Source organism: Spongiibacter tropicus DSM 19543 (genome assembly GCF_000420325.1).
GTDB classification, from domain to species: Bacteria; Pseudomonadota; Gammaproteobacteria; order Pseudomonadales; family Spongiibacteraceae; genus Spongiibacter; species Spongiibacter tropicus.
The window spans coordinates 1,728,176-1,751,431 of the sequence record NZ_ATUS01000001.1; the positions used below are offsets into that span (position 1 = coordinate 1,728,176).

The following is a 23,256-nucleotide window of genomic DNA, read 5'->3' on the forward strand; positions in this document are numbered from 1 at the left end:
TGCTCCTAGTCCTTCGCTGCGCGCAATTGCCAGCGCCAGTCACGGCCTACAGCGCGAGCATCCACAATCTCCAGCGCCTGCTGCTCGGCCATCATCTCCATGGGCCAGCTCAACAGTGGCCGCCCGGCACTCCCCATCAGGCAGGGCGCCGTGTAAACAAACCAGTCGTCCACCAGACCGTCTTTCCAAAACGCCGCACTCAGGGTGGCCCCCGCCTCCAGCATGACCTCATTGCAGCCACGACGGGACAGCAGCTCCATCACCGCGCGCGGCTCAGGGCGGTCACCCGACAGCACTATAATCTCGGCGCCCCGCGCTTCCAGCACCTTGCGGCGCGCATCATCGCGCGAGGTGGTAAGCAGCAATATCCCACCGCCGCCCTCAAACAGCCGCGCGTCGTCCGGCGTTCGCAGTTGCGAATCAAGAATCACCCGCAGCGGCTGCCGCCAGCGATCTGCCATATATTCGTGCTGCGGCGATGTAAAACTCTCAGGCCGTACCGTCAGCGCCGCGTTATCGGCCAGCACCGTCTCAATGCCGCTGATAATCGCGCAGCTCTGCGCGCGCAAGCGCTGCACATCGGCCCGCGCTTGCGGCCCGGTAATCCACTGGCTTTCGCCCGACGCCATTGCAGTGCGACCATCCAGGCTCATTGCCGACTTCATGGTCAGCCATGGCAGACCGCCTTCCATGCGGCGGCTAAAACCACGGTTCAATGCCCGCGCATCGGCTTCCAGCAGTCCGCAATCCACGGCAATGCCCGCCTCGCGCAACATCGCCAGCCCGCGACCGGCGACCTGCGGATTCGGGTCCTGCATGGCGACCACCACCCGCGCTACCCCCGACTTGATCAGGGCTTCCGCACAGGGCGGCGTGCGCCCGTAATGACTGCAGGGCTCCAGCGTCACATAGGCGGTACAGCCCGCGGCACTGTCGAGCTGCCCCAGGGCATTCACTTCTGCATGCCCTTCGCCCGCCCACTGATGCCAGCCCTCGGCCAGCACCTGGTCATCACGGGCAATCACACAACCCACTCTGGGGTTGGGACTGGTGGAATAGCGACCACGGCGCGCCAGTTGCAGCGCGCGCGCCATAGCCTGCTGATCAAAGAGAGAGCTCATGCCAACGGAAGCTACTTGAGCTTGTCCAGCGACACCCCGCCGGGCTCGGCAGACAGGCGATCAATCTCGGCACGGAATTCATCGAGATCCTGAAAACTGCGGTACACGCTGGCGAAGCGCACATAGGCCACATGATCCAGCGCCTTGAGCGCCTCCATCACCTGCTCGCCGACATCGCGACTGTGCACCTCGCGCTCGCCGGTCGCCTGCAAGCGGCGCTTCAGTTCGGAGATCTCTGTCTCCACACGTTCAACACTGACCGGCCGTTTTTCCAGCGCTTTCAACACCCCGGAGCGCAACTTTTCTTCATCGAACGGTTCGCGAGAGCCATCGGTTTTAATCACCTTCGGCATCAGCAGCTCGGCACTTTCGTAGGTCGTGAAGCGCTCGCTGCAGGACAAACACTCACGCCGCCGCCGCACCTGACCGCCCTCGGCGACGAGTCGCGAGTCGATCACTTTGGTGTCGTCGAAGTTACAAAATGGGCAGCGCACGGTTCAAGCCCTCCGGAAAACGCGCGATTTTATCACCTCGGCCCACACAGGAACAGCACTGCCAAAGGCGGGGAGCGCGAACACAAATGTCGAAAAGGCGAAATAGTTGCGCTTGCGAAACCGCAACAGCCGGTTAGAATCTTTGAAATTAAAGTAGATATATAAATTGCATAAGGTACTGACGCGTGAGCTTTACAAAACCGGCAAGAGGCCTCAGTGCCGTCCTCGTTTGTTTTCTCGGCTTTCACTACTCCGCCACCGCACAGGATGCCTTTGGCGACGACGCCTTCAGTGACTTCGCGGGCTCGCTGAGCGCGGAGTTTGCCGAGTTCGAACAATCGCAGGCCGATGAATGGAACAGCTTCGTCAACGAGATCCGCGCCGAGCAGGATGCGTTCATCGCCGAACTGGAGAGCATGTGGGGCTCGGAGACCGAGAGCAGTGACCGCAGCAAATGGGTGGAGTATGCGCGAGACCGCCGGGTAAAGCGCACCGTCGACTTTGAGAATAACCAGATTCGCATCGCCGTCATGGGGCAGCCGTCTCCCGACGAGATGAATCGCATTATCAGCGAGCAATTGCAGGGCGCGCTGGAAACCACGACCGAGCAAGCCAATCAGGAATACCCGATTGTGGCCCGCATGCAGGAAACCGCGACCAGCAAGCCGCTGCCTCCGGTTCCCGTGGTCGCCGAGCTGCGCGAGCTTGTCGGTGAAAAAGACAACCGCAAAGCGGCTGCCGCACTGGCCAGCAAGGCAAAAATCAGCGAAGTTGAAATCAAACCCGCTCCGCAGAAAAAAGCAGCTAAGCCTGCGGCAAGCAAGCCGGTCGTTGCCAGTAACAGCAGCAAACCTGCCTCCACAGCAAAAGCAGCAAATACGACGCCCACAAAAGCCAAAGCCACTGTTGCTGTCATCGACCTGTCTGATAGCTGGCCGGTGCGCCGCGCCCGGAAATACAGCGGCTCTGTCACGCAATTTGCCGACAAGATGGATATTCCGCGCCCGCTGGCTTACGCCATCATGTACACCGAGAGCAGCTTCAATCCGGTAGCGGTATCACCGATCCCCGCTTACGGACTGATGCAGATCGTACCGGGCAGTGCAGGGCGCGATGTGACCAAAATGCACTTTGGCAAAGAACAACTGCTGTCACCGGAGTACCTGTTTACCGCCGACAAGAATATCGAGGTTGGCATCGGCTACCTGAACATTCTCGACAAGCGCTACCTACGCAAGATCAAGGACCCGCTGAGCCGGAAATACTGCACGATCGCGGCTTACAACACCGGCGCCGGCAATGTCGCCAAAGCCTTTACCGGCAAGCTCAATATTTCCCGCGCCGCCGTGGTTATCAACAATATGAGCCCACAGGACGTGTTTATTACACTGGAAACCAAGCTGCCCTATGATGAGACCCGCAAGTACATCAAGAAAGTGACTGCGGCAGAAAAACACTTCCTGAGCCTGTAATCGTGGATAAAGTTGAGCTTCACAATCAAAAAGTCAGCGCCATTGCCAATCGCCTGCCTACCTGGCTGGTGTCGCTGGTATTGCTGTTTGTCGGCCTGGGCAATTTCACCGACTCCATTGAGCTGATCAAAAACCTCTACGAATCCGTATCGAGCAAATTCAGCAATAACGTGGAGTATGAGCGCACCAGCCACGTGCGGGCCGGCCTCAATATTGCTTACATCCAAGACTATATTGGTGAGCCCCAGTTGCTAAAGGAACTGGGCGATGGTCTGCAGGTTCGCCACTATATCGACGACAAGTACCTCATCTCTCTGTATACCGAGGGCGAGCGGGTAAGCGCCTACCTGGTCTTTGCCAGACAGGACCACTTTCAGCCAGATATGCAAGGCATGAAGGAACGCACCCTGGGCGAGGATTCCTTGTTCCAGCTGCGCCAGAATACCGACCGGGTCGCCTTTGAGTACTCGCGCAATATCGCCTACTTCATTGAAAGTCAGCAGGTGAATTTTGGCGGCGGCTACCTCACGCAGAGCTATCTGGGCTGGGTAAATTACGCAGCACAATTTGGTCCTGCGCCCGACGCCAGCCTGGAGGCGTTGTATGACGCCGAAGTCATGGGTGAAAACAGCGCGGGCAAGCTGACCACCGCCCGGGAACGCATCCTGCCGAACGCCTTTGGCTACGGCGAACTGAGTATTGAAGACATTCAGCGCGGCCTGTTGACCAGTGCCGAACTGCAGTTTTTCGATTAAGACGTATCTGTACAGCAAGGATAACAATGGATGAGGCAAGTCCTAACGAGAATAACAAGCTGCTTTCTGCCCATCGCTATTACCGCCTGTGTCAGCAATAGTCCGAAGCCTGACACCAACCTCAGCCAACAGCTGAATGACCCCTCCGCAGCCTTGGCAAGCGCCGCGGCCTATGACGACCAGGACATGCTGTCGGTGCTCACCCATGCCAGCCTGCGACGCCTCGCGGGCGACTACCGCGGCAGCAACACCGCACTCGACCGCGCTTACAGCCTCAATGACGAGCTCTATACCCAGAGCCTGAGCGAACTGTCAGCCGCCAGCCTGCTTAACCCCGGCGCCGCCCCCTACCGTCCCAACCGATTGGAAGTGGGTTTTGTCAGCTATATGAAAGCGCTTAACCATTTGGACATGACCCAAGGTAACAACGCCCTGCAACAGCGCGAAGCCGCCGCTGTCGAAATGCGTCGCCTCGATATTCTTCAAGGGGAGTCGCGCTATCTCCGAGAGATGGGCGACAACAGTGACCGCTATGACGAGCTGGCCCAGTTCGTCGTCGCCCTGTTCAGTGAGCGCAGCAAGAACGCCCTGAGCGAAGGCCTGATCGACATTCAAGCGCCTTGGCTCTACGCCCTGTCGGCTATCATTTACGAAGCCAACAACGATCTGGACAGTGCCCAACTCGCCTATCGCCGTGCGCTGGCGATGTTACCTGAAGGCGAGACGACCGACGTCCAGCACAATCTCAGACAGCTTATCCTCGACAACGGCCACCGCTGCCTGAGCGCGCTCGGCTACGAGCAGCAAGCCATCGCCGAATCGCCGTTTGCCGCAGGCGGGGCCGACTCGATGACTGACGGCCGCTGGCTGATCGAGCACGACGGAGTGCTGCCCGCCAAGGCGCCGCTCGAAATGCTGCTGACCGCCGACAGTGTGGCTCAGCGATTGATCCTGCGCCCGATGATTCGCGGCAGTGAAGCGGAAAAAGCCGCGCAACGCCGACTGTTCGCCGAGCTGTCGCTACACTACGACAGCCCCTACAAAGACGCCATCGTAATAGAACTGGGCGACAACTGGAGCGCTGCCGACAGCCTGGGGCTCACCGCTACCATTGGCGGCGGCGTCCGTATCTTCATCGATTACCTTGCGGATGATGCCGCCGAGCAGCCCACAACACTGCAGACCGTCAGCGGCCAGCAGCTGCCGCTTACCACCATCGCCGATATCGCCGGGGATCTGCGCCGCTACGAGGCGCTCACTCTCCAGTACCGCTTTGAAGAAGCCCTGCTACGCGAACTGAGTAAATCGGCAGGTTATAAATCCATGACCGGCGGCATCAGTCTGCCGTTCTCATTGGGCGGCGCGCTGGCGACCTTTTCAGCGGCGGCGGACCTTCGGCAATGGCAATTGCTGCCCGCACGCATCCGCGTATCAAGGATTCCCGAGGCTGCACTCGGCGACGGCGAACTGGAGCTGATCAGTGGCACTGATCGGCAGCGCCTGACGGTCACAAGCGATCAGGCCGTACTGACCCACCATCAATACTGAGTACCGCTATGAAGACGTTTCTGAAAAGCCTGCTTGCCGCGATTGCCGTTTTGACCATGACTGCCTGCGCCAGTAACTCGGTACAGCGGGTCGACGGTGGCGAGCAGCCACAGTTGACCGACCGCTGGAACGCCAGCGATTCACAGAGTGTTGCCGAAGCGCTGATTCCCGACATGCTGAGCTTTCCCTGGGCCAAACCCGGCGCCGACGGGGAGCTGCCGGTGATTGCAATTCAGCACATCAGCAACCGCTCTCACGAGCAGATTCCCGTGGAGACCTTTATCAACTCCATCAAGCGCGAACTGCTGCGCAGTGGCAAAGCCGAGTTTGTGGTGACCGGCGCGGAGCGCGAGCGAATTCGCGACGAGAAGATGGACCAGGAAATGTTTGCGAGCATGGACAGCGCAGTGGAAATGGGCGAAGAGACCGCCGCCACTTTTGCGCTCAGTGGCGTGATTACCTCGCTGGTGGATCAGCTTGAGGGCAAGCGCACCACCACCTATCAGGTCGACCTGAAACTCATTGACCTGCGCAGCAACCGCGAAGTCTGGAACGGTCAAAAACAAATCCACAAGTACAGTGAGCGCGCGAGGTTCGGCCTGTGAAGCTGCCCCGCCTGCTGCGTAATACCGCTACGCTCCTGATACTGCTTCCCGTCCTGGCGGCCCAGGCGGCCACCCCGGACTGGGTACAAACCCCGCCGCAACGTCCCGGCTTCGTATTCGGGGTCGGCGCCGCCGATCTGTCACTGGGGTACGCCGAAGCCAGCGAAGCCGCCAAGCTGTCCGCCCGCAATGAAATTGCCAGCACCCTCAAACTGCAAGTGGGCTCCGAGCTGACACTGAACAATGTGTCAGACGAAACGGGCAGCCGCAGCACCTTCAACAACAATATCCGTATCCGCGTGCCCGATATTGCGCTGTCGGATATCCGCATTGTTGAAAGCCGGGAAGTGACCGAGCACAACACGCTTTACAGCCTGGCAGAGCTTGACCTCAACGCCGCCGCCAGCCGCGTGGCACAGGAAATTCGCACACTGCTGGCAGGCGCCCCACGTACCCGCGTCAGTGGCGACCTGTCCAGTCAGCTTCGACAGCATTACCAAAGCATGCTGAATGAGCTGCAGTACACATCGCTGTTGCAGCAGTACCGACTGCTGGGCGGCAAACAAACGTTCGACGACAGCGCAATCAAGCAGCGTGCCGAGCAGGGCGCACAGTTCTTCGAGCAACTACTGATCCAGCTCGACGCCCGTGACGAACTCAGCACCGGCATCGCCAGCAACATTGCCGCAGAACTCGCCCGTCGCGGCCTGCGCACCAGCGCCTCAGGCGACAAGGCCAGCCTGCGGTTGCAGCTGCAAAGCAGCTCCAGGCAGATGGCTCGCAACAACGCGTTTTACTGCAACATCAAAACCAATGCCACGCTCAGTACTCAAGGTCAGACACTGAGCGCCAGCAGCCGGTCCGCCAAGTCGGTATCGGGAGACAGCGACCTCGCCTGCCAGAAGGCCGGTGAGAAAGTCGCGGCACTTATCAGCAGGGAGCTAATGGAGAATTTCTGGAAAACACTAAACTCGCCGCAACCAAAACAAAATTAATGCGGCTAAAACTACACAGAGGGTAGATAGAGATGGACAAACGTGTCACGGCAGCAGCTCTGCTGACTGCCAGCCTCACCGCCGGGAATGCGCTTGCGCAAGATGGCGATCAACGAGCCAGTTTCGGTGACGAAACCGGCTACAACTATGTGGGCGGCTTCTCGGTGGGCTATAAATACCTGGAGCTCGAAGCCGATACTATTCGCGACGCCTACGTAAAAACCATCGGTCTGAACATTCTTCAGTTCGAGTGGTTCCCGGAGCAGGCCACCTGGATGCAAAACATCAGTTGGATGGCGGCGATCCGCCCCCGCCTGAGCTACGAACTGACGCCCGGCGACAGTGCCGAGCAGGATGAAATTGCGCAGGCTTCTGACTCAGAGAAAGAAGGCTGGACACGCTTTATCGCCGATCTGAGCATCGACCCCGTGCAGCTCTTCGGCGGTGAAAAGTCTGTCCACCGCATCGACATCAACTACGATGTGCAAACCTTCTTGATCACGGTGCAGGCGACCCGTGATTACTTCTACATTGAGGATAACGACGCCAAGCTGCTGACCGCTGGTGACAAAATCGACGTGAATACCACCTTCACTGAAGCCACTGTCGGTTATGCAATGGAAGAGCATGACGTAAGGTTCGGCGTTGGACTCTTCTCCGTCGACTACGAGAAGCCGGTGTCCAGCGACGTCTCCACACCGATTGAGTCGATCTACAAAGGCAGCTTTGAAGCGACCGGCCTCTATCTCGGTGGCTCAGTGCGCTTCTTCGATAGCCTGGACGTCAGCCTGCGCTACGACTTTACCTTTGATGCCGAAGCCACCGTCGACGGCGGCACCTCGCTGACCCGCGACGAGTTCGGTATTGAAGACAGCATCGAGTACGAATCCTACACCCTCGATGTGGTTTACGACCTGCGTAAAACCTCGATGAAGCTGCCACTGGAAGTCCGCTTCAATTACACCCAGCGCCAGTTCGACGCCTTTGTTGAAGGCTCAACGCTCAACGATGACCGCTTGTTCGGCATTTCGTTGATCGGCAGCTTCACGCTTTAAGAGGACCCAGTCATGAAGAACCTGAAACTACTGACCGCCGCGTCGCTGGCCCTCGGCCTCAGCCTGCAAGGCTGTGTTTTCGACGAATCCGGCACTGAATATAAAGAACCGAGTGCGAATACCGAGCCGGTTATCAACCTGAACTACGACTCGCAGCTCCCCCTGAACACCTACCTCAGCTTCGAGGACAACAGCGCGGACATCGCCGTCCAGTTCGGCAGCCAGACCTTCCGCTTTCCAGACCGCTCTGAAATGCGACTGCGCGGCTTTGGCGGTTTCGAGACCGACCGCGTCTGGAAGACCTCAGTCGTAGAAGATTCCCGCGGCATTAAAACGCTGCGCCTGGGCTACTACGTGGTATCGCCAGACAGCAATGATATTAGCGCGCCGATCTTCCACAACTTTGCCAAAGACAGCCGCGGCAATATCTACCTGACGGAAACCGCCGAGCAGCTCAAATCTGACCTCGGTGTGGCCCCCTTCCGGCAGCCCCAGCCTGCACTGCTGTTTCCCGCCAACGTTGAGGTCGGCGACAGCTGGGTAGCCGGCCCCACGATCGTACCGCTGTTCTATAACTTCAGCTCGGGCACCGGCTGGACCGCGACGCTGATCGACGACAATGCCACCGCTCCCATCAGCGGCGAGCAAAACTGTATTGTCATCAAGTACTACGGCGAGCGCTTTTCCTACTACCTGTACCTGAAAGATGGCCTTGGTGTCGTTGAGTGGGTGAATAGCTGGGAAGAAGACCCCAATGGCAAGGTGCTGCCCACCGATGGCTGGGCGCGCAGCGATAAAGGCAATGGCAGCACTGACATTGACTACACCGATTACGGCTGGTCTTTCGACGACAGTAATCCGGTTGGTGCCGTGCTCTATTCTATCGGTTTGAAAGTGGTCGAGAACGAAGAGGCCAATGCCGATGCGAGCGACAGCTCACCGATCAATGATTCCGGCTTCGATTTTACCCGGGTTATCGAGACTACTGCGCCCGCATCAAACACCTACCCGGCACTGCTGGATCTGCGGCTTCCGGATGAGCGTGGCGAAGAGTTCATCAACTTTGCCGACAGCAAATGGGACAGCACAACGGGTAAATACTACCGGCCGCTGATCCGCATCAGCTTCCAAGGCAACACCTATATTGCCGATGAGAGCAACGGCAACTTTGAAGTGGAGAAGCTCTATAACCAGCCCTTTGGCCCCGCTCGCCTGGCGTTTCTGGGTCGCGGTACGCTGGTGAATGAGGCTGACCCTGCGGACAGCATGAAGTTTGTTGGCCTGATGGAAGGCAATTACGTGAATGCTGGCCCCGACGGCCTGACGTCAGACTTTGCGATTTTCGGCCTCGGACCGGACCGTCGCCTGCCCGCCGCCAAACCGGGCAGCACCTATCGCATTTATATTTCCTACGCCAATCTTAACGAGCCGTTACGAGAGCTGCTGGAAATGGATCAGGCGAGTATTGATGAATTCGGTCTGGACGAGTCTGAACTCGGCTATACCAGCATCTGTTACGGCAACCGCACCAGCGAAAATGGCCCCTGTAACAGCATCAATGTCAGCTTCGAGATCCAGGTACCGGATGTTGAAGGCGAACTGGGCTTCCGCATCGGCGGCATCGACAGCAACGATGAGCTCAAGTCTGCCAGTCAGTTGTTCTATCTGCCGGTCAGCAAAGATGCCGGTGGCAAAGGAGCACTTACCGCGCGCTTGTACGACCAGTTCAGCGACGTGATTCGCGGCGCTCGGGATGCCAATGGCGAATTCAACACCGGTATTCTTAATGCCCTGTCTTCGGTGGCCCCCAACAGCAACATCGTCAAATACAGCTATGATTTTGGTGATGGCGAAAGCGTTGACGACGGTATCCCGCTGGGTGTCTACACCTACACCCAAGACGGTGAATACCAGCTCAAGCTGACTGTTACCGACGACCAGGGCAATACTGCCACCGCTTCTCGCAAAGTCATTATCAGCGACACCGGCAAGGTGATTATTCGCAACATTGCCAATGACTTCGGTAGCGGCGCCTTCACCATCGGCATCGACAATCTCGACGAGCCAGACGGCTACTACGACTACTACAAATTCGTCATTCTCGACAAAGGCGAGGATGAAGTCTTCGAAGTACCGGGTGGCGTGAACTACGAGATCGATATTATCGATAACGGCGAAGTCGTGTTCACCGAAGAGCGTTTTGTCGGTAATGCAGAAGAGGAAATCGTGGAAGTGGACCTGGACCAGGATTGAGGACAGGATAAACCCGCCACAAAAAAGCCCGCCAATTGGCGGGCTTTTTCTTTTTCTGGCCACCGGCATCGTGGCCAGTTGATCGCAAAAGGTCGGCTCAGCCGCCCAGCTCGCGATTCAGGTCTTTCTGCGCTTCAGCGCCTTTAAACTCCTGCAACAGCACCTCGCGCACATCTGGCTGCACGCTGCGCTGACTGGCATCGAGCATATTGTCGAACAGCGAAAGCGTTTTTTCGCGGCCCATGGTCAGCAGCACGCAGAGGTTTTTGTTGCCATCGATCTCGACAAAGTCCACACGCTCAGGACGCGTGCCGATCAGCGTCTGCTGAGTCAGCTGCTTGGACACAGAAGAGAACGTAGAACCGCTGGAGACGCCGCTGGACACATCCGTACGCTCACGAAACACTTTATCCAGTGCTGCTACTTTGGTTTCCAACTGCTGAGCCAGGTCGGTGCGGGCATTGGCAATCGCCAACTGACGATCGATCGACATATTGCCGGAATATGGCACGCATTGAGCGCTGGCAAAACCGTCTTCGATGTAGGGGTTAAGTACCCAGGCAGGCAGGCCCGATGCGCTCTGCTGCTCACTGGCCATTTGCTCACCGCCGCTGCTGGCACAGCCGGCCAACAGTACGGCACAACCCAGTCCAAATAATTTCTTTTTCATTCAGCACTCCAGGTATCACTTATTTACCGATGTCTCGATTTCGGCAGCCTCAGCCACCCTCTCTTTTTTATCTACACCTCTTGTTATACCTGCTCATTATGCATCGCAAAACGCCGGAGGGGGCGATTTGGGAAAAGTACCGATAGCAACACTCTAAATTTGAGTCATCAGGCATAAAAAAGCCGGGCAGTGCCCGGCTTTTTCTTCACACGGCCAACGGCCTGCTTAGCCGTAAACAGGGAATTTCTTGCACACGTCCAGCACCTTGGCTTTGACTTCCTCGATCTTGGCTGAGGCGTCACCCGCTTCCAGCGCTTCCAGTACGTCGCACATCCAGTTGGCCAGCTCGACACACTCGGCTTCCTTGAAGCCGCGGGTCGTCACTGCCGGCGTACCGACACGCAGACCGCTGGTAATGAAGGGCGAGCGGGGGTCGTTAGGCACCGCGTTCTTGTTCACAGTGATATTGGCCGCACCCAGCGCCGCATCAGCATCTTTACCCGTGTAGGGCTTGCCGATCAGGTCCACCAGCATCAGGTGGTTTTCAGTGCCGCCGGAAACGATGTTAATGCCGCGCTCGATAAAGGTCTTCGCCATAGCCTTGGCATTGGCAACGACCTGCTTCTGGTAGTCGACATAGCCGGGCTCCATCGCCTCTTTGAAGCTGACGGCCTTCGCTGCAATCACGTGCATCAACGGACCACCCTGACCGCCGGGGAATACCGCCGAGTTCAGTTTTTTCTCGATCTCTTCATTGGCCTTGGCAATGATCAGACCGCCGCGGGGGCCGCGCAGGGTTTTGTGTGTGGTGGTGGTGACCACATCGGCAACCGGCACCGGGTTGGGGTAAATGCCCGCAGCAACCAGACCGGCAACGTGGGCCATATCAACCATCAGATAAGCGCCGACTTTGTCAGCGATTTCGCGGAATTTGGCCCAATCAACAATGCCCGAGTAGGCCGAGAAGCCCGCTACGATCATTTTGGGTTTATGCTCCAGCGCCAGCGCCTCGACCTGGGCGTAATCGATCTCGCCCGTCTCGTTGTTCAGACCGTACTGCACCGCGTGGTAGGTTTTACCAGAGAAGTTGGGCTTGGCACCGTGAGTAAGGTGACCGCCCGCATCCAAGCTCATGCCCAGTACCGTTTCGCCCGGCTGTACCAGCGCCTGATAGACCGCGGCATTGGCCTGAGAACCAGAGTGGGGCTGCACGTTGGCGTAGTCGGCACCGAACAGCGCCTTCGCACGCTCAATGGCCAGAGACTCGGCCTTATCGACGTATTCACAGCCACCGTAGTAACGTTTGCCGGGGTAACCTTCGGCGTATTTGTTGGTCAGCGCGGTACCCTGCGCCTGCATAACCCGGGGGCTGGTGTAGTTTTCAGAAGCGATCAGCTCGATATGCTCTTCCTGACGCACTTCTTCTTCCTGGATTGCAGACCAGATTTCGTCGTCAAAACCGGCAATCGTCATCTCTTTGTTGAACATGGGAACCCCCGAAGGCAGATACAGGCTATGAAAAGCCGCGCATTGTACAATAAACACGCGCGGCGGGCATCGCTTTTACGTGCCCGAAAAGCGGCCGGATGGCCCTTACCAGCTCAGCGGCAATCGCTCGCCGATCTGTGACTCCGCCGCCGCATCCAGCAGCTGCTGCAGCGTCTGCTGCTCGCGATTACAGAACCATTGCGTCCCGTCCCAGCTGAAGTGATAGCCCCCGGAGCGCGCCGCCAGCCACAGTTCCTGCGTCGCGGCCTGGCGACTGAAAATCAGCGCGCTGCCGTCGGGACAGCGCAGCGTGAGGACGGTACCGGCGATTTCGCAATCGACATCCGCCTCCAGCTCGTCCACGGCATCTTCAATCGCGTCGTACAGCTCGTCGAGCTGATCGTGAAATTCCACTTCATTCATTACGGACAACCCCTGCGTGATGGCGGCGCAAGTATAGCAAGCCAACGGCGTGGAGAACGAGCGCAGCCTTAGCATCTGCGCGGCCACACCGCTATACTACGCGCTTCATTTTCCGGGGTGCTGACCATGGCTTATCGACACGCACGCAAGCTGCTTTCCATTCTGGCGGTGGCGATGTTACTGGTCGCCTGCGGGCAAACCGGGCCACTGGTGCTGCCCGACGATGCGGCCAACAATGCAGACGGCCCCGATACCGAACAAGCCCCGGCAAACGCCAACGAGTAAGTACACACTATGACTGTTTTCCACTATCAAAGCGGCGAGCTGTTCGCCGAATCCGTTTCGCTGCGCGCTATTGCCGAGCAGTACGGCACCCCCTGTTATGTGTATTCCCGCGCCTATCTGGAGCAGCGTTTCAGCGAGTACAGCGACGCACTGCAAGGCCAGGACCACCTGGTGTGTTACGCCGTGAAGGCCAACTCCAATATTGCCGTACTCAATGTGCTGGCCCGCCTCGGCGCCGGCTTTGACATCGTCTCGGTGGGCGAGCTGGAACGCGTACTGGCAGCCGGTGGCCCGGCAGAGCGGGTGGTGTTCTCCGGCGTGGGCAAAACGGCCGCTGAAATGCGCCGCGCACTGGAAGTGGGTATTTACTGTTTCAATGTCGAGTCAGAAGCCGAACTGGAACGGCTCAACGCCGTGGCGGCCGAGATGGGCGTGGTGGCGCCGGTGTCGATTCGCGTCAATCCCGATGTCGACGCCAAAACGCACCCCTATATTTCCACCGGCCTGCGCGACAATAAATTCGGCATTGATATCGCCCGCGCCCCGGAGGTGTACGCCCACGCCGCCAGCCTGTCGAACCTGGCCGTCAAGGGCGTGGACTGCCATATCGGCTCGCAACTCACCGACACCAGCCCCTTTCTCGATGCCCTGGACCGCGTACTGATGCTGGTCGACACCCTAGCCGAGCAGGGCATCGATATTGCCCATCTCGACCTTGGCGGCGGCCTGGGTGTGCGCTACCGCGACGAGCAGCCGCCGTCGACCGGTGACTATATCGCCGCCATCCGCGAGCGACTGGGTGAGCGCCAGGTCAAACTGATGTTCGAACCGGGTCGGTCGATCACCGCCAATGCCGGCGTATTACTGACGCAGGTGGAGTTCCTCAAACTCAATCCCCACAAGAACTTCGCCATCGTCGACGCGGCCATGAACGATATGCTGCGCCCGGCACTGTATCAGGCCTGGATGGACCTGCTGCCCGTAGTGCCTCGCAGCAACGGTGAAGCACGCCACTACGACGTGGTCGGCCCGGTCTGTGAAACCGGCGACTTTATCGCCAAAGATCGCGAGCTGCGCATCGAAAGTGGCGACCTGCTCGCACTGGCCTCCAGCGGCGCCTATGGATTTACCATGAGTTCCAATTACAATAGCCGAGGACGCGCCGCCGAGGTGATGGTCGACGGAGACCAGCATCACCTGATTCGGGCGCGCGAAACTGTCGCCGACCTGATGCGTGGCGAAGCCGTTCTGCCGGATTGATCCGGTAGCTGACTGGCGGCACCGCCGCCAGCAGACCAGGCCCCCGCATCGTTAACAGCGCCAACGGCGAGGCGCCGCACAGGACAGACGATGCAGCTACGCTTTACCAAAATGCATGGCCTGGGCAATGACTTCGTAGTGATCGATCTCATTACCCAGCGTTTCAAGCTCAAGCCCCACCATATTCGCAAAATTGCCGACCGCCATTTTGGCATTGGCTGCGACCAGGTATTGGCGGTGGAAATTCCCTCCCGCCCCGACGTCGATTTCCGCTACCGCATCTACAATGCCGAGGGCAGTGAAGTAGAGCAATGCGGCAACGGTGCCCGTTGCTTCGCCCGCTTCGTGCGCGACAAACGACTCACCGGCAAGCAGCGTATCCGCGTGGAAACCCTGGCGGGCGTCATCGAGCTGGCGATTACCGACAATCGCGACGTGCGCGTAGACATGGGCGAACCGATTCTCGAACCCGCCAGCATCCCCTTTGCCGCCGAGCAGCAGGCTAACAGCTACCCGCTCGATATTGACGGTGAGCAGTGGCAGGTCGGCGCCGTGTCGATGGGTAATCCCCACGTGGTCTTGCCGGTGGACAATGTCGATACAGCGCCCGTTGAGCGTGTCGGCCCGATTACCGAGTGCCATCCCCGCTTTCCCCAGAAGGTGAATGTCGGCTTTATGCAGATTGTCGACCGGCAGAATATTCGCCTTCGGGTGTTCGAGCGCGGGGTGGGCGAAACCCTGGCTTGCGGCACCGGCGCCTGTGCCGCTGTCGTTTCCGGGATTGTGCAGGGCAAGCTGGACAATACGGTCACCGTCACACTCCCCGGCGGCCAACTGAGCATTCACTGGCCCGGTTCCGGTCAGCCCGTTATCATGACCGGGCCAGCCACCACGGTGTTTGAAGGACAGATTCAGCTCTGAGCCCAACACCCAAGCAGCGACAAGGACATTACGTGGACACAGCAAAACCCGGTCAAGACAGCCAGCCCAGCGAAGAAGCCGTGGCCCGCTACCTGCGCAATCACCCCGGCTTTTTTCTGAATAATGAAGATCTGCTGGCCGACCTGAAATTGGCCCATAACAGCGGTCGCGCCGTCAGTCTGTTGGAGCGCCAGGTGGAAGTGCTGCGCGAGCGCAACATGGATATGCGTGCTCGTCTCAGTAATCTGCTGGACAATGCGCAACACAACGACACCATTTTTGAACGCAGTAAATCGCTGATTCTCGGCATGCTGGAAGCCCGACGCCCGGAGGAACTGAGCAACACCCTCTGCCGGCGCTTGGTCAGTGACTTCGAGCGCGTGGACTACGCCAGCCTGACGCTGTTCGGCGACCCCTCAAAAATGGGCAGCAGCCAGTTGCGGGTGGTCAGCCCGGAACACGCCCATCAAGAAATCGGCCACTTGCTGCGCGGCGGCAAAGGCGTATGCGGGGTGTTGCGTGGCGAAGAATTGAAGTTCCTGTTCGGCCAGCACGCCGACCATATTGGTTCAGCGGCGCTAATGCCGATTCGTCCGGGCAATGTCGATGGCGTGCTCGCGATTGCCAGCAAAGATCCCCAACACTTCAAATCCAGCATGGGCACCCTGTTCCTCGACTATATTGCCGAGGTCATCAACCGGGTACTGCCGCGCCTGATGCGCGGGCCGTTTGGCAATTAAAGAAACGTAGGCGCGCTATTTCGGCTCGATGGCGCGCAGCTCTCGCCCCACCACCAACATCGCGCCCAGCAAACCCAGTGCGGCGGCACTGAACCACATCAGCAAGGTGTCACCAATACCCAGCCCCAGCAGGGTGTAATCACTGCCGTAAAGCCCCGCCAGCTGCCGCACCGGACCGCCCAACCACAGCAGGCAGCCGACCAACATCACCCAGGCCAGCAGGCCGCCAAACAGCCCGTACCAGAAGCCCATATAGAGGAAGGGGCGGCGGACAAAGGCATTGGTGCCGCCCACCAGCTTTACGACCAGAATTTCATCCCGGCGGTTTTCGATCGCCAGCTTGATGGTGTTGCCAACAATCAGCAGCACCCCCGCCGCCAGCATGATCGCCAGCGCCAGCGTGACCCGGCGACTGATTTCCGTAATCTGTCCCAGGCGCTGTAACCACTCCATATCCAGCTTAACCAAGTCAGCTTCAGGCAACTCCGCCAGGGCATCGCGCAGGGCATTGACCTGTTCTGGCTGGCTGTTCGCCGGGCTCGGACTGAGCACAATCAGACCCGGCAAGGGATTACTGTCTAGCTGATCCAGCACCTCACCAAAGCCGGAGCGATCGCGGAATTCCTCCAGCGCTGCGGCGGGAGAAATGTATTCCGCCGAGGCAATATCGTCGCGGTTCGCCAACCGGGCACGCAGCTCTTCCGCTGCCCGGTCATCGACGCTGAACTTGAGAAACAGCGACAGGCGGGCGGCACCATCCCAACCCTGACTCACCGACTCCACATTGTTTAAGCCCACATACAGCCCTGCGGGCAACACCATGGCTATCGCGATCACCAGCGTGGTCATCAGCGTTGCCAGGGGGCGACGCAACAGGCGACGCAGGCTGTCCAGCGCCACCTGCTGGTGATGACTGCGGTAGCTTTGCCACTGGTCACTGACCTTGGCACGGTGCTTTTTGGCCCCCGCACGCTCGCGGCGCACTGGCTTGTCGGGGTTTTGTAATTTCTCCAATCGCCGCTTGGCAGGACGTCGGCTGGCGCCGCTGGGCTTAGAGGGACTCATCGTCGCTCCCTCCTGCGTTTAGCAGGCGGCCATTGCGCAGGCTGAGCAATTTGTAGGGCATGCGGGCGATCAGCGACAGATCGTGGGTGGCGATCAACACGGTCACGCCAACCTGATTGAACTGTTCGAACAGATGCATGATTTCCGCCGACAACTGCGGATCGAGGTTACCGGTCGGTTCGTCGGCCAGCAGTAGCTTGGGCTTATTTACCACCGCGCGCGCGATACCAACGCGCTGCTGTTCACCGCCCGACAGAGTAATCGGATTCTGCCGCTCCTTGTCCAGCAGGCCGACCTTATCCAGCGCGGCGCGCACCCGGCGCCCCACATCGCGGTGACCATAACCGGCGATAATCAGTGGCAATGCGACGTTGTCGAACACGCTGCGATCAAACAGCAACTGGTGATTCTGAAAGACCACGCCGACCTTGCGACGCAGTTCGGGGATTTTACGGGCGGGCAGGGTGGAGACATTGCGACCATCGATCAGTACCTGACCACTGCTGGCCCGCTCCATCACCATAATCAGTTTGAGCAGGGTACTCTTCCCGGCGCCACTGTGGCCAGTCAGAAAACGCATATCGCCGTGGGGCATGTGGAAGCTGAGCTGATTCAGCGCCTCATGACCGCCGGGATAGCGTTTGCAGACCTGCTCAAATTGAATCATTGCTTGCGTTGCCACCCGAACAAGGCACCGACAAATTCATCGGCGCGGAAAGGACGCAGATCGAGAATGCCTTCACCCACACCGATAAAGCGGATAGGCAGTCCCAACTGCTTGGAGATAGCAAATACAATACCGCCTTTCGCGGTGCCATCAAGCTTGGTGAGCGTTAAGCCGGTCACACCCACAGCTTCCTTGAAGTGTTTCGCCTGAGACAGGGCGTTCTGCCCGGTGCCCGCATCCAGCACCAGCATCACCTCGTGGGGCGCATCGGGGTCGAGCTTTTTGAGCACGCGCACCACTTTTTTCAGCTCTTCCATCAGATTGTCTTTGTTGTGCAGACGTCCGGCGGTGTCGGCAATCAGCACGTCCACATTGCGGGACTTGGCCGCCTGCAGGGCATCGTAGAGCACCGAGGCGCTGTCGGCACCGGTGTGCTGAGCAATCACCGGCACGTCATTGCGCTCACCCCAGACCTGCAACTGCTCTACCGCTGCCGCGCGGAAGGTATCGCCTGCAGCCAGCATCACCGAGCGGCCGCCGGCCTGAAACTGCTTCGCCAGCTTGCCGATGGTGGTGGTTTTACCCACACCGTTTACACCCACCATCAAAATCACGTAGGGGGTTTGCTGCTCGGGGATCACCAGTTCCTGTTCCGCAGGCTCCAGCAGCACGCGCAGTTCTTCCTGCAAAGCCACATACAGCGCTTCGGGGTTATCCAGTTCCTTGCGAGACATACGCCGGGTAAGGTTGCCGATAATTTCACTGGTGGCGTCCACGCCCACATCAGCCATCAGCAGATGGGTTTCAATCTCTTCCAGCAGCTCATCGTCGATTTCCTTGCGGCCCAGAAACAGATTGGCCATACCTTCGCCAAGCTGGGCGCCGGTTTTGCTGAGCCCTTCTTTAAACTTGACCAGCAGCGAGGCCTGCTCCTCGGGTGACAGCTCGATGTGCTGCCAGGGGGCAATTTCTTCGTCGGCAATAAAACCTTCCGCCGCGGCAAGGTCTTCCTCCGAGCCCATGAAGGACTCTTTGAAGCGGGTAAAAAAGCTCTTTTTCTTGGGTGCGGAGGCATTTTCGGCGTCGTCGACACCTGGCTTGTCGTTCTCGGTCATGGGGCTCTGGTTTACAGCGAAAAGAAAAGCCGTATCCTACCACTTCTCAGCGCCAACTGAGTAATCAGCCCGGCGACCGCCGCGAACGATTCAAGGAATACCATGCCCCGTCGACGCCCCAAGGCCACGCCACACTCCCCGGATCGCCGCGACGGCGAGGTGCGCATCATTGGCGGCCAGTGGCGCAGCCGAAAACTGCCGTTTCAAAGCGCCGACGGGCTGCGGCCCAGCAGTGACCGACTGCGGGAAACCTTGTTCAACTGGTTGAGCCCCTATCTTGGCGGCGCGCGCTGTCTGGATCTGTTCGCGGGCAGCGGCGCACTGGGACTGGAAGCGCTGAGCCGGGGCGCGGCGCACTGCGATTTCGTGGAGAAAAACCCCGGCAGTGCCGAACAGATTCGCCGCCACCTGCACACGCTGCAATGCGAGGATGGCAGCGTGCACGGCCGCAGCGCCGAGAGTTATCTGAAAGTGGCCGATGGCGGCTGGCACATTGTGTTTCTCGACCCACCTTTCAAGCAGTCGCTGCTGCCCATTGCTGTGGAAGCACTGAAAGGGAAACTGGCGGAAGACGCACTGATTTATGTGGAAACGGCCAAAGGGGAAGCCTTTGTTCCCCCGAACGACTGGCAGGAGCACCGTCACAAAAGTGCCGGTCAAGTGGAGTATCGCCTCTACCGCCTGAGTCCTGACGAGACTGACTAGCCGCGCCAGAAGGCAGGGGTCAGCAGCACCAACAGGGTGATGAATTCCAGTCGTCCCAGCAACATCCCCACACTGAGAATCCACTTGCTGGCATCGCTGAGACTGGCAAAGTTGCCCGCCGGGCCAATCAACTCACCCAGCCCCGGCCCCACATTCATCAATGCGGTACTGGCACCGGTCAGCGCCGTATCGAAGTCGACGCCACTCAAGCTGAGCAGCAAAGTAATCACCAGCAGGCTGATCAGCATCACAAACAGATAGGCCACCGACGACAGCAGAATGGCATCATCCACTTTGCGTCCGTTATAACGCCGCTGGACGATGGCGCGGGGATGCAGTGCCCGTTGAAAACTCTCTTTCATGCTGATGGCCAGCAACTGAAAACGGAACATCTTCACGCCGCCACTGGTAGAACCGGAACAGCCGCCGAGGAAGGTTGCAAAGAAAAACAGCGCCGCCGCGAAGGGCCCCCAATGGCTGTAGTCACCACTGGCAAAGCCGGTAGTGCTGATCACCGACACCAGATTGAAGGTCGACAGGGTCAATGCCTCGAGCGGCGGCTGATGATTCAGGGCAATCTGATACACACTGAGCACCAGACTGGCAGCCACCACCAGCATGACAAAACCCCGTAGCTGCTGGTCCTTCCAGAACAGCCAGCGGCGATGCGCCAGCGATTGCACATACAGACTGAAAGGCAGGGCGCCAAGCAGCATGAACACCACTGCCACCCAATGCGTTGACAGCCGATCGAACTGAGCAAAGGAACTGTCGGAGGTGGAGAAGCCGCCGGTTGAGACTGTCGTCATCGCGTGATTGATGGCGTGAAAGCCGTCCATGCCGGTATACAGGAAGGCCAGGGTACACAGACCCGTCATCGCGATATACAGATAGATAATCCGGCTGATCATACTCTTGGCACGGGGCAGCGCTTTATCGGACCAGTCCGACGACTCCGTCTGGAACAGACGCATACCGCCGACCCGCAGAAAAGGCAGGATTGCCACAGCCATCGCAATCACCCCAAGACCGCCGATCCATTGCAGCAGCGATCGCCACAGCAGCACATCAGCGGCCATGCCATCCAGCCCGGTCAGCACGGTGGACCCCGTCGTGGTAAGGCCGGAAACCGACTCAAACACCGCATCGCTGACACTCAGAGTAGTTTCCGTTAACAGCAGCGGCAGCGCACCGAGACCCGACATTGCCAGCCAGCTCAGGCTGGTGATCAAAAACATGTGACGGGGCGTGAGCGCGGTAATCTGAAAATTCCAGCTCGCCATGGTGCCGCTCAGCGCCAGGCTCTCACAGATCAGCAGCACGGCCGCATAGGCGCTGCCATTTTCACTGCCGTCGAGAATCGCCATGGCCAGCGGCACCAGCAGTGCCAGGCCGAATACCGCTACCGTGAAGCTGCAGACCTTGATGACCGGCATCCACAGCTGGCGGCTTCCCATCACCAATGGTCTATGCTCCCTGCTCGCGATCGGCGCTCAAGCGCGGGCTTCCTGTATCGAGCGGCTCACGACAAATACCCAGTTCAGCGGAGCCCGCACCACAGGCAATAATCGACTTAAATGCGACATCCAGCTTGATATCGGGTCGCGGCACCACGCACTCCGGCGGCAGATGGTAGATAAAGCCCGAAGTCGGGTTGGGGCCGGTGGGCACAAACACGCTGAACCAGCCGTTGTCGTGCCGACTGGTAATAATGGCCGTTACCCGCGCCGGATTATCCACACCGTAGAGTTGCACCACGGCCACTTCCCCTTTGGTAAAGGGGGAATTTTTATCGCCGCCAAAGACCTGCTGAATAATGTCGCGAATCAACCGATAGCCCGGCGCAAAACGCGACAGGTGGCTGTCGATGAAATTCTGGGCAAAGCGCCCTGCACTGGTCGCTACCACCGTACCCACCAGAAAGCAGGCAAACAGGATCACGATGATGACCAGCAGATCCACCAGCAGCGGCGGCGCACCACTGAGTTTAACCAGCGGCCCGGTGAGCGGGGCGATAAGACTCTGTACGGCATTAACCGCCCATCGCATTGCCAGCAGCAGAATAATAATCGGCGCGATAACCAAAATACCGCCGAGAAACGACTGGCCGATAAACTGTTTGAACTTGTTCATAACAATGGCTGTGTCCGCAGGACAAAGAGGCTGGCTTCTACGCCGCCAATAGTAGCGGGTTTAGACGCCAGGAGCACCGCCCGGAGCAACACAATTGGCAATATTCTCCAAACCGCTCAGGGCAATCGGGTCAGCAGCTCGTCGAGCAGGTACTCCAACTGCCTCAGCGAGCCGCATTCCGCAACGTGGTGGCAGGCGCTTTGGTAGCGGCGTATTTCCGAATCGCCGGTATACCAGCGGCTGACGGGCTCGGGATTGAGCCACAGCAACAAACGGGAATGCTGATAGAGATAACGCAGGGCATCAATGCCGCTGTCGCCACCATTACCGCGCCCATCTCCGAGAATCATTACCGTACTGCGGCGGCTAAGCGTGCCCTCAACGCTCGCCCGAAAGCTGCGCAGCGCACGGCCATAGTCGCTGCTGCCCAGACCGTGGCGCTGCTGGATTAACGCAACAGCGTCATCCGCCGGATGCTCCCGCAGAATATCGCTGACCTCGATACTCTCTCCACAAAAGACAAAGCAGCGACTGCGGGGCAGCACTTCTGCCAGCGCCTGCACAAACAACAGCAGCACCTGTGACCATCGTCCGACCGAGCCGCTGAGGTCACAGAGCAGGTAAATATCCGATTTTTCCCGGCGACGATGCCGCCAGTAACGTTTAAAAGGCACGCCGTCGTAGGCCACACTGCGATGCAGGGTTCGGCGAATATCCGGCTGACCGCGCTTTGCGCTGCGCAGACGCGGACGATGTTTGGCGGCCAGTTTTTTTGCCAGCTTGCGAATCAGTGGCGGCAGGCGGCCCCGGTAATAATGGTCCAGTGCCGACAGCGGCGAGTTGCGCATCAGGCTTTCCTGCAAGCTGCGGCTGGACGACTGATTGCTGAGCAGCAACTGGCGATCCAGTAGCTCGGCAATCATCACTAATTGCTGCTCACGCTGGGCGGTGAGCCAGCGACTCCGCGCGCGCTCCTCTGGGCTACCTTCGGCCAGGCGGGCGATGCTGTCACGGCGCTCGCCGTCGTTCAGTGCATCCAGCAGGCGGCGGCGGTAAATACCGCGCTGGGTGGGATATTGCAGGCTGGCGAGCTGTGCCGCATCGGCGGCGCGCATCACATCGGCGCGCAAACCCTCGCTGCCTTGCCCACCGCCGCCAGCACCGCCTTGCCCTTCGCCCTCGCCATCGCCTGCCGCCAGTCCTTCATCACCTTGCGACTCATCACCTACAGGGTCTGCTGCCGAGGCGGTGTCATCCTGCGTGTCGTCGCTAAAATCGAAAAACTGCGCAAAACACTGACGAAAACGCCGCTGCTCGTCCTCACTTTTTGCCAGCGCACTGGCCAGACCGTCGCGCAATAGCCGCCGATCTCCGTAGCCAAGACACGCCACCACCTGCATGGCATCCAAGGTTTCCGCCGTCGATACGCGAAGCTCGTGGTCCCGCAGGTGGCGGATGAATTGCAGCAGGGTGCTGTCCACGGTTA

23 protein-coding genes are annotated in these 23,256 nt (G+C 59.0%); 12 read left to right on the forward strand and 11 right to left on the reverse strand.

From position 1 onward, the window contains the following. Positions 1-5: 5 nt before the first annotated feature. Both ribD and nrdR read right to left on the reverse strand, forming a co-directional pair. Positions 6-1,121, reverse strand: a complete 1,116-nt coding sequence (gene ribD / locus G411_RS0108080) for a bifunctional diaminohydroxyphosphoribosylaminopyrimidine deaminase/5-amino-6-(5-phosphoribosylamino)uracil reductase RibD (RefSeq protein WP_022958683.1) — start codon at positions 1,119-1,121, stop codon at positions 6-8. A gap of 11 nt (positions 1,122-1,132) precedes the next feature. Next, the gene (nrdR, locus tag G411_RS0108085) at positions 1,133-1,615 is read right to left on the reverse strand and encodes a transcriptional regulator NrdR (RefSeq protein WP_022958684.1); all 483 of its coding nucleotides are present in this window, start codon (positions 1,613-1,615) and stop codon (positions 1,133-1,135) included. 185 nt (positions 1,616-1,800) lie between these two features. On the opposite strand from nrdR, the gene G411_RS21400 reads away from it, so the two are divergent. Genes G411_RS21400 through G411_RS0108120 form a run of 7 tightly spaced genes read left to right on the forward strand, consistent with a single transcriptional unit; the run spans position 1,801 to position 10,298 of the window. Beyond that, positions 1,801-3,087, forward strand: coding sequence for a transglycosylase SLT domain-containing protein (locus G411_RS21400; protein ID WP_022958685.1), 1,287 nt, complete (start codon positions 1,801-1,803; stop codon positions 3,085-3,087). Positions 3,088-3,089: 2 nt separating this feature from the next. Beyond that, a complete protein-coding gene (locus G411_RS0108095) occupies positions 3,090-3,842 on the forward strand; it encodes an ETEC_3214 domain-containing protein (protein ID WP_022958686.1) in 753 nt (250 codons plus the stop codon). A gap of 30 nt (positions 3,843-3,872) precedes the next feature. Continuing rightward, the gene (locus G411_RS0108100) at positions 3,873-5,390 is read left to right on the forward strand and encodes a COG3014 family protein (protein ID WP_022958687.1); all 1,518 of its coding nucleotides are present in this window, start codon (positions 3,873-3,875) and stop codon (positions 5,388-5,390) included. A gap of 8 nt (positions 5,391-5,398) precedes the next feature. Beyond that, positions 5,399-5,995: a penicillin-binding protein activator LpoB gene (locus tag G411_RS0108105; RefSeq protein ID WP_022958688.1), complete on the forward strand. Its 597-nt coding sequence runs from the start codon at positions 5,399-5,401 to the stop codon at positions 5,993-5,995. After that, the gene (locus tag G411_RS0108110) at positions 5,992-6,990 is read left to right on the forward strand and encodes an LPP20 family lipoprotein (RefSeq protein ID WP_022958689.1); all 999 of its coding nucleotides are present in this window, start codon (positions 5,992-5,994) and stop codon (positions 6,988-6,990) included. The genes G411_RS0108105 and G411_RS0108110 overlap by 4 nt, the downstream gene beginning before the upstream one ends. Before the next feature lie 32 nt (positions 6,991-7,022). Then, positions 7,023-8,045 carry a hypothetical protein gene (locus G411_RS0108115; RefSeq protein ID WP_022958690.1) on the forward strand — a complete coding sequence of 341 codons (1,023 nt, stop codon included), beginning with the start codon at positions 7,023-7,025 and terminating at the stop codon, positions 8,043-8,045. Between the two features lie 12 nt (positions 8,046-8,057). Continuing rightward, positions 8,058-10,298, forward strand: coding sequence for a PKD domain-containing protein (locus G411_RS0108120; RefSeq protein ID WP_022958691.1), 2,241 nt, complete (start codon positions 8,058-8,060; stop codon positions 10,296-10,298). Between the two features lie 97 nt (positions 10,299-10,395). Here G411_RS0108120 and G411_RS0108125 read toward each other — a convergent pair whose 3' ends face one another. From G411_RS0108125 to cyaY, 3 genes are all read right to left on the reverse strand, one after another. Beyond that, the gene (locus G411_RS0108125) at positions 10,396-10,968 is read right to left on the reverse strand and encodes an LPP20 family lipoprotein (protein ID WP_022958692.1); all 573 of its coding nucleotides are present in this window, start codon (positions 10,966-10,968) and stop codon (positions 10,396-10,398) included. Between the two features lie 225 nt (positions 10,969-11,193). Further along, on the reverse strand, positions 11,194-12,456 hold the full coding sequence (glyA, locus tag G411_RS0108130) for a serine hydroxymethyltransferase (RefSeq protein WP_022958693.1): 1,263 nt from the start codon (positions 12,454-12,456) through the stop codon (positions 11,194-11,196). Between the two features lie 105 nt (positions 12,457-12,561). Beyond that, positions 12,562-12,879, reverse strand: a complete 318-nt coding sequence (cyaY, locus tag G411_RS0108135; protein ID WP_022958694.1) for an iron donor protein CyaY — start codon at positions 12,877-12,879, stop codon at positions 12,562-12,564. A 126-nt stretch (positions 12,880-13,005) separates the two neighbouring features. Here cyaY and lptM point away from each other — a divergent pair, with 126 nt between their 5' ends. The 4 genes from lptM (at position 13,006) to G411_RS0108155 (ending at position 16,085) form a co-directional block, all read left to right on the forward strand. Next, positions 13,006-13,164 (forward strand): LPS translocon maturation chaperone LptM, encoded by a 159-nt coding sequence (lptM, locus tag G411_RS22250; RefSeq protein ID WP_022958695.1) that lies wholly within the window; start codon positions 13,006-13,008, stop codon positions 13,162-13,164. A gap of 9 nt (positions 13,165-13,173) precedes the next feature. Beyond that, the gene (gene lysA, locus G411_RS0108145; protein WP_022958696.1) at positions 13,174-14,424 is read left to right on the forward strand and encodes a diaminopimelate decarboxylase; all 1,251 of its coding nucleotides are present in this window, start codon (positions 13,174-13,176) and stop codon (positions 14,422-14,424) included. Between the two features lie 90 nt (positions 14,425-14,514). Further along, complete coding sequence (gene dapF / locus G411_RS0108150) at positions 14,515-15,345, forward strand: diaminopimelate epimerase (RefSeq protein ID WP_022958697.1); 831 nt, start codon at positions 14,515-14,517, stop codon at positions 15,343-15,345. Between the two features lie 32 nt (positions 15,346-15,377). Next, positions 15,378-16,085 (forward strand): DUF484 family protein, encoded by a 708-nt coding sequence (locus G411_RS0108155; protein ID WP_022958698.1) that lies wholly within the window; start codon positions 15,378-15,380, stop codon positions 16,083-16,085. A gap of 15 nt (positions 16,086-16,100) precedes the next feature. Here G411_RS0108155 and ftsX read toward each other — a convergent pair whose 3' ends face one another. Genes ftsX through ftsY form a run of 3 tightly spaced genes read right to left on the reverse strand, consistent with a single transcriptional unit; the run spans position 16,101 to position 18,932 of the window. Continuing rightward, on the reverse strand, positions 16,101-17,150 hold the full coding sequence (gene ftsX / locus G411_RS0108160) for a permease-like cell division protein FtsX (RefSeq protein ID WP_022958699.1): 1,050 nt from the start codon (positions 17,148-17,150) through the stop codon (positions 16,101-16,103). Beyond that, complete coding sequence (gene ftsE, locus G411_RS0108165) at positions 17,137-17,817, reverse strand: cell division ATP-binding protein FtsE (RefSeq protein WP_022958700.1); 681 nt, start codon at positions 17,815-17,817, stop codon at positions 17,137-17,139. The genes ftsX and ftsE overlap by 14 nt, the downstream gene beginning before the upstream one ends. Continuing rightward, the gene (gene ftsY / locus G411_RS0108170; RefSeq protein ID WP_022958701.1) at positions 17,814-18,932 is read right to left on the reverse strand and encodes a signal recognition particle-docking protein FtsY; all 1,119 of its coding nucleotides are present in this window, start codon (positions 18,930-18,932) and stop codon (positions 17,814-17,816) included. Before ftsY ends, ftsE begins: the two co-directional genes overlap by 4 nt. A 102-nt stretch (positions 18,933-19,034) precedes the next feature. Here ftsY and rsmD point away from each other — a divergent pair, with 102 nt between their 5' ends. Further along, positions 19,035-19,637, forward strand: a complete 603-nt coding sequence (rsmD, locus tag G411_RS0108175; protein ID WP_022958702.1) for a 16S rRNA (guanine(966)-N(2))-methyltransferase RsmD — start codon at positions 19,035-19,037, stop codon at positions 19,635-19,637. Here the strand turns inward: rsmD and G411_RS0108180 are convergent. The 3 genes from G411_RS0108180 to G411_RS19800 all read right to left on the reverse strand — a co-directional run bounded on the left by G411_RS0108180 (position 19,634) and on the right by G411_RS19800 (position 23,251). After that, positions 19,634-21,094 carry a TrkH family potassium uptake protein gene (locus G411_RS0108180; RefSeq protein ID WP_022958703.1) on the reverse strand — a complete coding sequence of 487 codons (1,461 nt, stop codon included), beginning with the start codon at positions 21,092-21,094 and terminating at the stop codon, positions 19,634-19,636. The two genes, rsmD and G411_RS0108180, sit on opposite strands and share 4 nt — an antisense overlap. Before the next feature lie 10 nt (positions 21,095-21,104). After that, entirely contained in the window at positions 21,105-21,770 is a 666-nt protein-coding gene (locus tag G411_RS19795) for a DUF502 domain-containing protein (RefSeq protein WP_022958704.1), read from the reverse strand. Positions 21,771-21,886: 116 nt separating this feature from the next. Continuing rightward, positions 21,887-23,251, reverse strand: coding sequence for a VWA domain-containing protein (locus tag G411_RS19800; RefSeq protein ID WP_022958705.1), 1,365 nt, complete (start codon positions 23,249-23,251; stop codon positions 21,887-21,889). Positions 23,252-23,256 lie beyond the last annotated feature (5 nt).

Excerpts from the sequence above, each read along its gene's own strand:
- ribD (WP_022958683.1), bottom strand. The coding sequence starts at position 1,121 with ATGAGCTCTCTCTTTGATCAGCAGGCTATGGCGCGCGCGCTGCAACTG.
- ftsY (WP_022958701.1), bottom strand. The coding sequence starts at position 18,932 with ATGACCGAGAACGACAAGCCAGGTGTCGACGACGCCGAAAATGCCTCC.
- lptM (WP_022958695.1), top strand. The coding sequence starts at position 13,006 with ATGGCTTATCGACACGCACGCAAGCTGCTTTCCATTCTGGCGGTGGCG.
- G411_RS0108180 (WP_022958703.1), bottom strand. The coding sequence starts at position 21,094 with ATGGGAAGCCGCCAGCTGTGGATGCCGGTCATCAAGGTCTGCAGCTTC.
- cyaY (WP_022958694.1), bottom strand. The coding sequence starts at position 12,879 with ATGAATGAAGTGGAATTTCACGATCAGCTCGACGAGCTGTACGACGCG.
- G411_RS0108120 (WP_022958691.1), top strand. The coding sequence starts at position 8,058 with ATGAAGAACCTGAAACTACTGACCGCCGCGTCGCTGGCCCTCGGCCTC.
- lysA (WP_022958696.1), top strand. The coding sequence starts at position 13,174 with ATGACTGTTTTCCACTATCAAAGCGGCGAGCTGTTCGCCGAATCCGTT.
- G411_RS19795 (WP_022958704.1), bottom strand. The coding sequence starts at position 21,770 with ATGAACAAGTTCAAACAGTTTATCGGCCAGTCGTTTCTCGGCGGTATT.
- dapF (WP_022958697.1), top strand. The coding sequence starts at position 14,515 with ATGCAGCTACGCTTTACCAAAATGCATGGCCTGGGCAATGACTTCGTA.
- ftsE (WP_022958700.1), bottom strand. The coding sequence starts at position 17,817 with ATGATTCAATTTGAGCAGGTCTGCAAACGCTATCCCGGCGGTCATGAG.
- G411_RS0108125 (WP_022958692.1), bottom strand. The coding sequence starts at position 10,968 with ATGAAAAAGAAATTATTTGGACTGGGTTGTGCCGTACTGTTGGCCGGC.
- G411_RS0108100 (WP_022958687.1), top strand. The coding sequence starts at position 3,873 with ATGAGGCAAGTCCTAACGAGAATAACAAGCTGCTTTCTGCCCATCGCT.
- G411_RS0108105 (WP_022958688.1), top strand. The coding sequence starts at position 5,399 with ATGAAGACGTTTCTGAAAAGCCTGCTTGCCGCGATTGCCGTTTTGACC.
- rsmD (WP_022958702.1), top strand. The coding sequence starts at position 19,035 with ATGCCCCGTCGACGCCCCAAGGCCACGCCACACTCCCCGGATCGCCGC.
- glyA (WP_022958693.1), bottom strand. The coding sequence starts at position 12,456 with ATGTTCAACAAAGAGATGACGATTGCCGGTTTTGACGACGAAATCTGG.
- ftsX (WP_022958699.1), bottom strand. The coding sequence starts at position 17,150 with ATGAGTCCCTCTAAGCCCAGCGGCGCCAGCCGACGTCCTGCCAAGCGG.
- G411_RS0108115 (WP_022958690.1), top strand. The coding sequence starts at position 7,023 with ATGGACAAACGTGTCACGGCAGCAGCTCTGCTGACTGCCAGCCTCACC.